Raw genomic sequence first — 14136 nt, 5'->3', positions numbered from 1 at the left:
CAACCCGACACCAACCCTACTTACCGGTAACTTCTTCTGGACTCCGCTCTCCAAGACTGAGCAACTCCCTAGTCAGCACGTAAGAACTGCTCATCTCCAAGAGAGCCGCGACAGCCGCCGCCCACGCCGAGTTCCGCGGTGGCCGGTCCGCAGCAGGAGGCAGGGCGCTGCCCGGGGTGTCACATCGGATCGCGTGTCGCCTTTTTCACGTTTCCCGGACGTGAAACGCGTGGTGCGATCCCTCGGCGCTATCGGTGTTGCTCACCGTTTCCTCTGGAATTGGCACGGACTCCCGTATGAAATCGCAAATGCCCCGGCGCTTATACATGGCCTGAGTGACCGGAGTCCAGTGACCAGAAATATCGGACACTCGACGGTTGATTTGACATCAACTGCCGCCTACGTCCGGCTGCTTGACGTCCCCTTTCTGCTGTGACTAAAAACGTGGCGCCGCTCCGTGTGGTTTCTCCGGCCTCAACGTCGGAGGGTTGCGCGATAGCGCATTCAGGCCGTGAGGCATGAGGACAAAAGGAAAGGTTTGACGTGAGTCCGAGATTGGGCAGGCTGGTTGCATGCCTAGTGGTATCCGCGGTGGCGAGTACCGCGTTGCCGCAGGTTGCGTACGCGGCGCCCGCCTCTGATGGTGGTGGCGATAAGGGAGTTGTCGACACCATCAAGGGTTGGTTCGCGGATGACGGCGATGACGGTGGCAGAAAGCTGGACAAGCCGTCGTCCCACGATGAGCTTGGCATAGCCGATCGGCAGAAGCTTCCCCCGGGGAAGAAGGCGCCGAAGGTGAAGCGGGTCAGGGAGCTGACGGACCGGCGTACCGAGAAGGCACGCTTCTGGGAGTTATCGGACGGCCGGGTCGAGGCGGAGTTGTCGGCGGAGCCGACGTCGTACAGCTCCGGTACCGGTAAGTCGAAGTTCTGGAAGTCCATCGACACGACGGTCCGTGAGACCGGCGCGAAGGGTTTCGAGTTCGCCAATGAGTTCAATTCGGGGCGCAGTTGGTTCGGTTCGGACCGGGACCGGCTGGTGCGTTTCGAGGCGAGTGACGGCCGGTCGGTCACACTCGGTCTCAAGGGCGCGGGCCCGTCCCTGAAGCCGGTCGCGAAGGGCTCCAAGGTCACCTACCAGGGTGCGGCGCGGGGTGCGGATCTGGAGTACGTGGTCGGTCCTGGCCAGGTGAAGGAGAACATCGTCCTCGCCGAGCGCCCGGACGGCCCGGTGTCGTACACCTTCACCCTGGAGACGGACGGGCTGACCCCGAAGGCGCGGCAGGATGGTTCGATCGCGCTGTTCGGTGAGTTGCCGAATACGCCGGTGATGGTGATTCCGGCCGCGTATATGACGGACTCGAAGAAGGACGCGTCGTCGCCGTACGGGCTGTCGTACAGCACCAAGGTGGGCCAGAAACTCTCCCGCGACGGCGAAGACTGGGCGATCACGGTCACTCCGAACGCGAAGTGGCTGGCGTCGCGGGAGCGGCGGTATCCGGTGGTGATCGACCCGACGATCACCATCGCGCCGTCTCCGTCGGAGGCGCAGGACGCGATGGTGCTGTCCGATCAGCCGGCGGCGAACTTCAACAATGTCACCAATCCATGGAAGCTGGCTGTCGGCAGGACCGATACGGGTGTCGCGCGGTCGCTGATCAGGTTCCCGCTGGACGAGATCCCGGCGGGTACGACGGTCGATTCGGCGCGGCTGGAGATGTATTACGACCAGACGCATACCACCAACGGCACGGATGTCACGGTGGAGGCGCACCGAGCTACGGGTGCGTGGGACCAGTCGAAGGCGACGTGGGACAACACCAGTGCGCTGGTGGGCGAGCTGTCGGGTACGTCAGTGCAGGTCGATGACGGGGATGCGGGAACGACGGCGGCGAAGGGCGCCTGGCCGGTGTCGACGTCGTCGTTGGCGCAGTACGCGGTTGGTGGCGCGTATCGGTACAACAAGGACGCGGTGGCCGGGGATACGTACACCTGGCAGCCGAGGGTCCCGGAGAGCGACAAGTACCGGGTGGACGTGCACTACGTTTCGGCGACGGACCGTGCGACGAACGCGCCGTACACGGTGACGTACAGCGGTGGCTCCGCCACGTACAACGTGAACCAGCAGTCCGGCACGAATGGTGTGTGGGCGTCGCTGAACGGCGGTACGGCGTTGCCCTTCGCCAAGGGTACGGCGGGCAAGGTCGTCCTGGGCGACAGTCCGGCCTCGGCTTCGACGGCGGTGATCGCGGACGCGGTGCGGCTGGTCAACCCGGCGCAGATCACGAAGCCGGCGGGTTCCTACAATCAGTGGCACAAGTTCCCGGTGACGGACACCGTTCAGAAGTGGGTCAGTGGCACGGCCGCGAACCACGGCTTCGTGCTCCAGGCCAAGGACGAGTCGGGCACAGCCCCGCTCGGTGGTCCCCGCTACGAGGCCGGGGACGGGCTGTACGGCGGCGAGACATCGACGATCCCGCGTCTGACGGTGACGTACGGTAAGGTCGGTACCGCGCTCAACTCCCCGACCGTGGTGCATGACACGGGCCCGGAGCTGTCCTGGCCCGCGTACCAGAACACCAGCGGCGACACCGGTCAGGACATAGTCGAGTACCAACTGCACCGTTCCACGCGGCAGGTCTTCACGCCGTCCGCCGCCACGCTGGTGGCCCCGGTCGGCAAGGGGACCACGGCCTACACGGATACGACGGCGACGCCCACGGCGGATTCCTCGTCGCAGGAGATCGGCCGGTCGTACTACTACCAGATCGCGGTGAAGAGGAAGGACGGCCAGCTGCTGGGCTCACCGACCCGTGTGGTGGGTGTGCCGAAGGCCGGCCGCACGATGAAGCTGGTCCAGGGGACCTCCAGCGTCACCGACACCACGCTGTCGTCGGCTCAGCCGACCACCAACCAGGACACCATCCAGTCCTGGGGGGTGGGCCAGAAGTGGCTGAGTGTCGGCAACAACTCCACCACCTACGGCAAGACCCGGACGGCGTTGAAGTTCACCACCAGTGACATCCCCACCACGGCGACGGTGCTGGAATCCCGGTTGTTCATGTGGGGCGCGGAGACCACCACCGACACCGACGGCGCGATCTACGAACTCCACGGCCTGACACGGGACTTCGCCGAGACCACCGCCACCTGGAACAACGCCGCCTCCACCACCCCATGGACCGCGGCAGGCGGTGACTTCTCCGCCGCCGTCTCGGACACCGTCGCCTCCATGGCCGACGTGGGCCGCCACTGGTGGGACGCCACCTCACTCACCCAGGGCTGGATCAAGACCCCCACCAGCAACAAGGGCGCCCTTGTCAAGCTCAAGGACGAGACGGGCACGGGCCCGCAGGAGCGCACCCTGTTCCTGTCCTCGGAGACGGGCGACCAGCAACTCGGCCCGCTGCTGCGTGTCATCTACGTCGACGCGACCACCGAGAACACCTACTACGCGCCGCAGACCCCGGCCCGTATGACCCCCAACTCGACCTACACGGTCGATGTCACGGTCACCAACACCACCGGTGCCGAATGGGCGGCGGGCGAGCGCGAGCTGTCGTACACCTGGAAGCTCCCGGACGGTACGGACGTGACCAACGGCGGCAACCAGCTGAAGACCGCGGTCCCGAACCTGAAACCGGGCCAGTCGGCGACCGTCACAGCGCAGGTCAAGACGCCGATCAACTCCGACTCCGGCAACAAGCGCACCGACTACGTGCTGGGCTGGGACATCCGCAAGATCTCCGACGGCAGCTGGCTGTCCGCCGGCACCGGCGGTATCCCGTCCCTCAAGCAGAACGTCGCGGTCGAGGACCCCACGTCCAACACTCTTGGCCTGGAGAAGTTCTACGCGTACACCGGCAAGAACACCGGCGCGGGCTCGACGGTCATGAACAACCTGGCGTCCGGGAACAGCGTGTGGTCGTACAACGCGTTCACCAACCCGGGCCGGGGCCTGAACACCTTCGCGCGGTTCGCCTACAACTCCCTCGACACCAGCGACACCGTCCTCGGTGCGGGCTGGTCAGGACAGGCCGCGGGCCCCATCCGGATGGGCGCGCCGCTGGACTTCCACCCCAACCCGAACCCGACCGAGATCCGTCTCCCGGACGGCGACGGCACCACGCACGTCTTCCGCAAGCAGGGCGATGGGACGTGGAAGGCACCGGCGGGTGTCCACTACAAGGTCACGGCCAAGGCCGACCTGGACTGCACGCCGAACAAGGACCCCATCCCGGACGCGTGGACGCTGCTACGGCCGGACGGGACCCGGTTCTTCTTCGGGTGTGACGGCTATATGACGTCGGCGGTCGACAAGAACGGCAACACGCAGACGTACACGTACGAGGAACGCAAGTCCAACAACAAGCCGACCAAGTTCCTGAAGTACATCACCGACCCGGCGGGTCGGCAGTCGCTGACGGTCGACTACTGGGAGAAGGGCCAGTCCGGCTACCAGTACGTCAATGACTCCGGCGTCCTGACCACGGACACCGGCAAGCTCAACAACGCCAAGATCTACGACCACGTGAAGTCCATGACGGACATCTCGACGGTGTCCGGTGCTCCCGGCCGCAAGATCTCGTTCTACTACACCGACAAGGGCCTGCTGGGTCAGCTCACCGATGGTGACGGTTCCACGCAGCCGAAGGTGTTCAAGTTCAGCTACGACGCCACGCAGGGAAACAAGAACGTCAAGCTGGTCAAGGTCACCGACCCGCGTGGCAAGGGAACGCAGCTTGACTACTTCACGCCGAAGGAAGGCGACGACCCGAGGTACCACTGGTGGACCAGGACCATCACCGACCGCCTGGACGGTGCGACCGGCTTCACCTACGCGGTGAACACCACGAACACCAAGTTCACCGACACGAAGGTGACGGATGCGGAGTCGCATGCCAGCACGTCCGTGACGGACGACTTCGCCCGCCCCGTCCAGACGACCAACGCCAAGTCCCAGACCACGAAAATGTCGTGGGACGCGGACAACAACGTCACGTACCTGGAGGAAGCCAACGGCGCGAAGACCGCGTACTGCTACGACCAGAAGACCGGCTACCCACTCTGGCAACGCGACGCGGAGAACAACAAGACCGGTGTGCCACCGCCGTCGGACTGCGCCCCGGGTACGTATCCGGCGAACGCGTCGAAGTACGAGTACCAGACCCGCGCGGACGGCTACTCGGCGGACCTGTTCCGCAAGACCTCCCCGGAGGGCCGCGCCTGGCAGTTCGGCTACGACACCTTCGGCAACCTGAAGACGGTCACCGACCCCAAGGGCGTCGCGACACCGACGGCAGGTGACTACACCACGTCGTACGAGTACGACACCTACGGCCAGCTCACCAAGGCCACCGACGCCAACGGCAACCCGACATCGAACACCGGCTTCGGTCCCACGGGCTACCCGACGAAGATCACCGATGCTCTGACCAAGTCCACATCGTTCGTCTACGACGAGCGCGGCCAGGTCACCGAAGTCACCGACGCGCTCGGCAAGAAGACCACACAGACCTACGACGTCTTCGGTCGCCCACTGGTCAACACCGTGCCGAAGGACCAAGCGGCGGGCGTCCTGATCACCACCCCAGCACCGGAGTACGACGCCAACGACAACACCATCAAGTCGACGGCGCCCAACGGGGCGGTGTCCACGGCGGTGTACGACGACACCGACCAGATCACCTCGGCCACCGCGCCGAAGGACACGACCACGTCGGACGAGCGCAAGACGACCTACACCTACGACAAGGTCGGCAACCTCAGGACGACGACGGAGCCCAAGGGCACGCTGACGGCGTCCGATCCGACCGACTACCTCACAACCAGCCACTACGACGAGATCTACCAGCTCACCTCCGTGGTCAACGCGGCGGGCGACAAGATCTCGTACGAGTACGACAACGTCGGCAATGTCGTCACGGTCATCGATCCCAAGAAGAACGCGACCGCTGACACCACCGACTACACCAGCAAGACCGCCTACGACCTGAACCACCGGGCCACGACGGTCACCGACGCCGCAGGCAAGACCACCAAACAGTCCTACGACAAGGACTCCCTGGTCGTCTCGTCCACGGACGCCGAGAACAACACCACGCTCATCACCTACGACGAGCGAGGCAAGCAGTCCCAGGTCAAGGCCCCGTACGACGGCACCTCGCCGATCACGTACCGGACGTCGAAGTACGAGTACGACCAGGTCGGCAACACCACCAAGGTGCTCACGCCGCGCGCCACGGCTGCCGGATCGACCGAAGCGTTCACCGCGCGTACCGAGTACGACGTGCTGAACCGTCCGGTCAAGCAGTTCCAGCCGTACGACCCGGCAGATGTCCGCTACAACAAGCCGAACATCTACACCGAGACCTCCTTCGACGCCGTGGGCCGGGTGGAGAAGACCTCCCTGCCGCCGTCCGAGGGCCAGGCAGTCCGTAACGACACCGCCTACAGCTACTTCGACAACGGCTGGACCAAGTCATCCACGGACCCGTGGGACATCGTCGCCACATACGACTACACGGACCTGGGCCAGCAGGCCCGCCGCACCCTGACGTCGGCAGGCGGGGATTCCTCACGGACGATGGCCTGGTCCTACTTCCCGGACGGCAAGCTCAAGTCCAAGACAGACGACGGTATCCCGGTCGGCAAGTCGGTCGTCCTCGTCGACAACTCCGACACCCAGAACACCACCTCCACCGGCACCTGGACCAAGGCTGACGCCACCGGCCAGCAGGGCTACAACCACCAAACGCACACCCCGGGCACCGGCACCGACGCGTTCACCTGGACGCTGAACATCCCCAAGGACGGCACCTACACCGCGTACGTGAAGTACCCGAAGGTGACCGGCGCGGCCACGACCGCGAAGTACACGCTCACCCACGCCACCGGCACGGTCGACAAGACCATCGACCAGAACGCGAGCACGGGCTCGTGGATGCCGCTGGGCTCGTACACCTTCAAGCAGGGCAACGACGCCAAGCTCCAGCTCTTCCAGAACAGCGCGGGCACCGTGGTCGCCGACGCGGTGAAGCTGGTCCGCGACACATCGGGTGACCCCGTCACCGACCAGAAGCGCGACTTCTCCTACACCTACGACGCCAACGGCAACATGACGTCGGTCAAGGACGCCACCTCGGGTTCGAAGATCGACGCGTACACGATCGGGTACACCGGCCTCAACCAGGTCCAGAAGGTCACCGAGGCACTGGCCGGCCAGGACAAGAAGGCCACGGCGTACACGTACGACGCCAACGGCCAGCCGGAGACGGTCACCCACCCCGACCAGTTCTCCACGTACACCTACGACCTGCGCGAACTGGTCAAAACCGTCTCGGTCGGCAAGACACCGACGGACGCCTCACCGAAGACCACGTCGTACGCGTACACCGACCGCGGCCAGAAGCTCAAGGAGACCAAGGCCAACGACAACACCGTCGACTACACCTACTACCTCAACGGCCCGGTCAAGTCGACCACGGAAAAGAAGCCGAACGGCACCCTCGTCTCCTCGCACACCTACGCCTACGACCCCAACGGGAACAAGGCGCAGGACGTCGCGAAGAAGATGAACGCCGACGACCACGCAGCGTACCTCACCTCCACCACCGACTACACCTACGACCCGTCCGACCGGCTCGCCAAATCCGTCAAGACCGGCAACGGCGCCGGGACCGAGACATACGTCCACGATGACAATGCCAACGTCATCAGCCAGACCGTCAAGGGCACGTCCAGCACCTACACCTACGACCGCAACCGCCTCCTGACCGCCACCACCGGCGGCGCGAGCGCCAGCTACAACTACGACCCCTACGGCCGCCAGGAATCGGTGACCGCAGGCGGACAGATCATCTCGCGCAGCGTGTACGACGGCTTCGACCACGTCATCGAGTCCCAGAAGATGGACGACACCGGCGCGCTCAAGTCCACGAAGTACACATTCGACCCGTTGGACCGCACCGCGTCCAAGACCGCCGACGGCAAGACGACCGACTTCACCTACCTCGGTCTGTCCGGCGAGGTCCTGAACGAGGAAGTCGCCGGCGAGCTGACCAAGTCGTACCAGTACAGCCCCTGGGGCGAGCGTCTCTCCCAGGTCAAGCACAACACCGACGGCACGACGGAGGACGGCTACTACGGCTACAACAGCCACACCGACGTCGAAACGCTGACCACCAAGGACGGCGACACCAAAGCCACCTACGGCTACACCGCCTACGGCAGCGACGACAAGGCGGAGTTCACCGGCATCGACAAACCCGACGCCACCGACCCCACCAAGGACGTCTACAACCCCTACCGATACAACTCCAAACGCTGGGACGCCCAGTCCGGCACCTACGACATGGGCTTCCGCAACTACAACCCCGGCCTCAACCGCTTCACCACCCGCGACATGTACAACGGCGCACTCGCCGACATGAACCTCGGCAACGACCCCTACACCAGCAACCGCTACGCCTTCACCGGCGGCAACCCCACCAGCCGCATCGAACTCGACGGGCACATCTGGGGCTGTGACTGGTGCGACGACGCGATCGACGCGACCGCCGACTGGGCAGACCACAACTCCGACGCCCTGTTGGACGCCGCAGGCAGTCTCGCCGAAATGGCCGCTGGAGTCGGCGGCATGGCAGGCGGAGCCACGATGATCGCCGGCTCCGTCGGCGGATGCGTCGCAGGAGCCATTCCCAGCCTCGGAACGGTATGCATCGCCAGCGCGGCAGGCGTGGTCGGCGGCGCCGGGCTCCTAACCGCAGGCTCCGTGGCCGCCGTCCATGGCGCCATGGGCCTCGGCGACAGCATCGCCCGCATGGAGAGCACTGGTGGTGGTAGCAGTAACGGTAGCGGCGGACTATCCACCACCCGCGTTGCCAAGACCGAGACAGGAAGTCAGAAGTATGGCAGCACAGATCTGAGTAAGGTCGTCCAGAAGGAACGACTCAAGGACAAGAACAAGGACAACAACTATGCCTCGGTTGCCTATAAGGTGGGTGTGGATAAGAACGGTAACGAAATCCTTGATGCGTTTGCCATGCGCTCCAAGGGGAAACTGCACGCAGAGCAACGCCTCCTGAACCAGCTCAAGGAGATGGGCGTCGACGACGCCGATGTTCGCGGCGTCTATAGTGAGTTTCAGCCCTGCGCCAACCGCTGTTCCGGATCGAAGTGGCTCGGAAAGCCCAGTTTGTCCCATGTGGACACCTCCTGGAGTTGGGCATGGGACAAGTCGGGAACGGAGACCGCCGTGAAGTCGCAGGCTGATCGGCTGGACGCTGTTACACGTCTCTTCAAGGAGGGCTTGCCAGGTGTGTTCGGTTGATCGGGTTCGATGGACAACAGACAGTCTGACCGTCGTTTCCCACACGGAAAGTCGCCAATTCCTCGCCAGAGAAGGCGTTCCGAAGATCTCACTGGTCTTCAACGCAACTGATCCGTATCAGGCGGTGGAGTGGGTTCAGGGAGGTCGAAGGTACGTGGTCCTCGGGGACTACACCGACGATGAGCACTTCGTGCTCGACGCAGATCTGGGTTCCGTCCACTTCGGTGCGGGTGCAGCAGATCTGGTCTGGCCAGTCAACTCGGGTGTTCAGGAGTTCGTTCGCTGTCTTGAGGCTGTGCAGGGGAATTTCCCCTACTACCCGGCAACCGCAGAACCTCAGGAGCAGGCAAAGGTCGCGGACCGGCTTGAGGCTCTCCTTCGACAGATCGACCCTGCTCCGTTCGAGGCTGACGGGTCGTTCTGGGCATCCTTCGTTCACGATGTTTCAATCGGCGACTTCTCAAACGAGGACGTCGACTGGTGGCCGCCGGATCTCGAATAGGAGTGATGGCCCGAAGCAGGACTGAGTCAGCTGGCCTCCAGGCCACCCGATTCGCTTGAGTGTCGGCCCGTCGGGGCTTTCGGCGGGTCGATACTCGAATGCTTTTCTATTCTCTCTTTCTGCACCGATCGCTCGGAATTCTGAGTGACAGGCAGAGTCGAGGTATGCCACACGAGACCGCTTACGGAATCAAGGTGATCCTCAATCCGGACGGAAGTCTGAGAATCGGAAGAGGAGGGTGCGGCCTTGGTACCGGCGCCTGCGGCTGAACCACATCGCGCTCTTTTTCGTGACGGGTGAGCCGGTTCGCCGCGAGGCCGGGGAGGGTGCCGCGGACCCGGCCGGGTGTGGAGGTGGTCAGTAGGCGGCTGGGCGGGCGCCAGGAGTCGGCGAGGGCCCAGTGCGCGACGGCATCGCCGCCGCGGTCGGGGCGGGCTGTAGGGGTAGGTGACGCGGTGGGCGACCTCCGCGAAGAACCTGGCCAGCTCGGCCTCGGTGCCGCCGGCCAGCCGTCGCCAGGAGGCCGAGGCGATCAATGGTGCGAGGGTGACGGCTTCGGGATAGACCGCGGCGAACAGCCGCGAGGCCGGCAAGACCACCAGCTACCTCTACGACGCCGACGGCAACCGCATGATCACCAAAGACGCCGACGGCAGCCAGACCCTCACCCTCCCCGCCGGCAACGAACTCAAGACCACCAGCGCGGGCACCAAAGAAGCCGTCCGCTACTACACCCACGGCGGCGAAACCGTCGCCGTCCGCACCAGCAACGGCTTTTCCTTCCTCCTCCCCGACCACCAAGGCACCGCCATGGCAGCCATCGCCATGACCAGCCTCACCGTCACCCGCCGCAAACAACTCCCCTTCGGCCAGACCCGCACCCAAGAAAGCACCCAGATCCCCGGCACCCGCGGCTTCATCGGCGGCACCAACGACCCCACCGGCCTCACCCACCTCGGCGCCCGCGAATACGACCCCGCCCTCGGACGCTTCCTCTCCGTCGACCCCGTCATCGACATCAACACACCCGCCCAGATGAACGCCTACAGCTACGCCCACAACACCCCCATCACCCAGTCCGACCCCACCGGCCTCTGCCCCGCCGACCTCTGCGGCAACGGCTACCCCATCGGCGGCACCGGCCAGGTCAAAGGCGACCCCGTCCGCTACGTCAAGAACGCATCAACCGGCAACCGCTACCACATCGGCTCCTACATCGGAACCAACGGCAAAGCCATCACCACACCAGGCAAGAAATCCCCACAAGTAGCCCAAGCCCAAGCCAGGGCCAGAGCAGCCGAACAAGCAGAAGCCGACGCCAGAGCGGCAGCACAGGCCAAAGCCGCCAAAGACAAAGCCGACGCAGAACGCCGCAAGAGGGACAGTGTCTTCGGAAGCATAAGCCACGGAATCAGCTCGACAGTGTCCAAAATGACCAGTAACAGGTTCCTGACCCACGCAGTCGCTAACATGGGCGTAGGAACGGTGGCAGACCTGGTGGCCGTTGCCGCGTGCGCGGGAACAGCAGGACTGGGGTGTGTCGTAATTGCCGGAGCAATGACTGCAGCCCTGATCGGCACGCCAACCAACCTGGCCATCGATAAAGCATACGGACATCAGACCACTGGTCCAGAAGCGGTGGGATACTTGGCTGGATCCTTGCCCCGGGGAGGGTTCCAAGGCGCAGTCAGAATGCTGACAGGGAAGAGCCCGCTTATGTATTACATGGGACAGGCTTGGGGTGGAATCCGAAGATGAAACCGGCATCAAGGAGCTCCATAAAATCGAGGATCTACACGCGGAAGACAAAGAACGAAGGCATCCTAAAATAAGGGGATGTTTCGCCGTCGGACCTTATACTCGAAAATGAGTATGGGCCCGGCGGCGAGTCGGTTCCAGGATTGAGGAAGATTTGAAATTTAAAATCACGCGAAAATTGCACTCATCTCTGCTGGAGTATGCAGAACCAGCACGAGAAGAGCGTGATTACGCTTACGCGGAAACCCCTATCGGAGTGGTAACTCTCACACGTTCCCCGTCTAAAAGCAATTCTCCGGATGCACTGGCCAACAAACATGAAGACTGGAAGCTTCTCCTAAACGGGGAAAGCAGGATGATGATTAAAGAAATCGCCGCACCTGGCTATCCCGCAAGGAGCCGCTTGAGAACCGGAGTCGATGCCACCATCTGCGGAACTTCTTGTCGAATAAGAGCCGGCGGGGCGCTGCGACCGAGCAGGAGATTCTTTGAGACGAAATTCCCCGATTCATCAACTATCAGATTTCACACGAACGGACTGAACATTGAGCTAGAGGGACCAGACGGGCACACCGCAGGAAAAAGGTCCGCCGGAAAGTGGCAGATGAATGCACTGGATACTCCGGAATTCTTCGCCGTTTGCCTGTTCGAGATCGGGGATTTTGATTATTTCCTGTCCTCTCCCCTACTGACCCTCTTCTGACCCAGACAGCGCGCTTAACGTGACTGAGTTGAAGGAAAGCGAAAAAATCCTCTGGGGTGCCCGGCTCCGTCTGCGTAGCGCCTCCTGGCACGAGTGCGGACTGTAAGGGACCGCGTGACCGTACGGCAGGCCAAGCAGTGGAGCTGGATCGCGGGTCGAGACAACCGCGATCCGGCGATGCTCCGAGGCGAGCGATCAGGCACACGACCGTCTTGCTCTCGCCCTCCAGGGCCACCTGGCTGAGGTGGTCACCGACCATGAGGTCAACGCCCGGCTAGCCTTTCAGGTCGCGGACAGCGTCATCGAAGAAATGTGCGGCGAGTGTTCATGGAATATACAGCGTAGAATAGCCCCAGGAGTCACATTTGAGCGAGATCGCTTCCTCGACATCTGTTTCAAGTCAGTCCGGCCTGGTTTCCATTCGCGATTTCGGGACGACCGACCGGCCGATCTCCATAACCGGCGAGGAAGAAACTCTCTTCCTCCCTGGAAACCTATACGTGTCGGGACAGAGCGACACGGATGGAGAGATTGTCACCCAAATCCACGTTGGCGAAAGTCGGATTTCCGGGATGCGGAAAATCCTCGATGAAGTAATGAGCTTTCCTTCGGCCACGATCAGTATTTCAGATGTTGTAGATCCTGACGAAGAGACGTTCCACCTCCCTCGATCAGGGAAGTGGAAGGTACGAGTATATGTGAGCGGTGAGCCATATGCCGACACCGTAGCTCTCGTCCTTGATGCCGCTGAATGGGAAGCAGCAGGCGGACCGAAGCTGTAACACACTACTACCGAGCCCCACTCCAACCTGAGAGGCTATGGTTGCGAGTTGGACGACTGCAGAACGGAAGGAAGCTCCCGGCAGACGGCATGACTCGGACTCAGGACGCCCTAAAAATCCAGAGATGCCCCGAGCTCATCGCTCGCATGACGGAGTGGATGTTCCCTCGATAGCGCGAGGGGCGGGCAGTTGGCCTGCATAGGCAAGCTTTGACTCGCGCGTTTTCGTGGCGGTAAGCTGCCCCGCCGATGACGATCTGGATTCGGCGGGGCATCAATCGAGTTTTTCTGATAAATAGCAAAATGAGGGGATGAGTGAAGAAGAGACGCCTGAGCAAAGTCCCCCTATCTTCGGTTGCTCTACTTCTGATAGCACTTGGAGAAGTTTTCGTTCAGCTCCCGCCGGGCCCCGATTCCTGGGACGACAGGCTGCTCATTCTGGCACCTGCCCCTTTCGGGGTGTACATAATCTGGCGCCTCTTCTTGAATCCGTATGTTGCCTTTTTGGAATCTCACGCATGTATCAATAACGCCTTTAGTGAATATTGCATCCCGTATAAGTTGATTTCAGGCTGCAAGGGGAAGAGGAGTCTGCTTGTCGAAGTGAAAGGATATGGCGTGATAGCCATTGACGCCTTCGACACGTCCCTCATAGGGAAGAAGAAGAGGGATGAGATTGCTGCAGAGTTCGAGCGCCGCAGTTTGGAGTTTCCTCAAAAGGGCTCCTTCTCCAAGGTCAGCACCACGGGATGGCCGGAGTATTTGGGTCCAGGAGCGACGCTGCTGCTCTTTCTGATCGCCTTGACAGGCCATTGACATCCGCAGATGTATCTGCGCTCCTAGCCGGACAGGACCGAGCATGATCAACACGAAGCCCGGAAGGTCCGCCACAAACAGGTCGTAGCCTCGGGCGACGATGCACCTCGACAGCCCACCTCACCGAAGGTGCGCCACAGGCCGCGGGTGCGACCGTAGCGACTGGCACACCACGACCGACCAGAAACGGTCCGAGCCCCCCCCCCCCCGCGCGCGCCGCCCCGGGGAGCGGGGGGGGGGGGGGGC

The 14136-nt window shown here is 62.8% G+C and carries 5 protein-coding genes and 1 pseudogene; all 6 read left to right on the top strand.

Annotation, left to right across the window (positions count from 1 at the left end):
• Window positions 1–1557: 1557 nt before the first annotated feature.
• The 6 genes and pseudogenes from ABTZ59_RS36240 to ABTZ59_RS36215 all read left to right on the top strand — a co-directional run bounded on the left by ABTZ59_RS36240 (window position 1558) and on the right by ABTZ59_RS36215 (window position 13890).
• Complete coding sequence (locus tag ABTZ59_RS36240) at window positions 1558–9330, top strand: golvesin C-terminal-like domain-containing protein (protein ID WP_351425327.1); 7773 nt, start codon at window positions 1558–1560, stop codon at window positions 9328–9330.
• A complete protein-coding gene (locus tag ABTZ59_RS36235) occupies window positions 9317–9832 on the top strand; it encodes an SUKH-4 family immunity protein (RefSeq protein WP_351425322.1) in 516 nt (171 codons plus the stop codon). Before ABTZ59_RS36240 ends, ABTZ59_RS36235 begins: the two co-directional genes overlap by 14 nt.
• Before the next feature lie 609 nt (window positions 9833–10441).
• A pseudogene (locus ABTZ59_RS36230) lies at window positions 10442–11590 on the top strand (RHS repeat-associated core domain-containing protein); the annotation flags it as partial.
• Between the two features lie 154 nt (window positions 11591–11744).
• Window positions 11745–12293, top strand: coding sequence for a hypothetical protein (locus ABTZ59_RS36225; protein WP_351425314.1), 549 nt, complete (start codon window positions 11745–11747; stop codon window positions 12291–12293).
• A gap of 365 nt (window positions 12294–12658) precedes the next feature.
• Window positions 12659–13075, top strand: coding sequence for a hypothetical protein (locus ABTZ59_RS36220; protein WP_351425311.1), 417 nt, complete (start codon window positions 12659–12661; stop codon window positions 13073–13075).
• 314 nt (window positions 13076–13389) lie between these two features.
• Window positions 13390–13890 carry a hypothetical protein gene (locus ABTZ59_RS36215; RefSeq protein WP_351425308.1) on the top strand — a complete coding sequence of 167 codons (501 nt, stop codon included), beginning with the start codon at window positions 13390–13392 and terminating at the stop codon, window positions 13888–13890.
• Window positions 13891–14136 lie beyond the last annotated feature (246 nt).

Origin of the sequence: Streptomyces sp. NPDC094034 (genome assembly GCF_040303865.1) — a bacterium.
Classification (GTDB): Bacteria; Actinomycetota; Actinomycetes; order Streptomycetales; family Streptomycetaceae; genus Streptomyces.
Note: the sequence above shows the minus strand (reverse complement) of the source record. Positions and strands in the feature narration are given on the sequence as shown.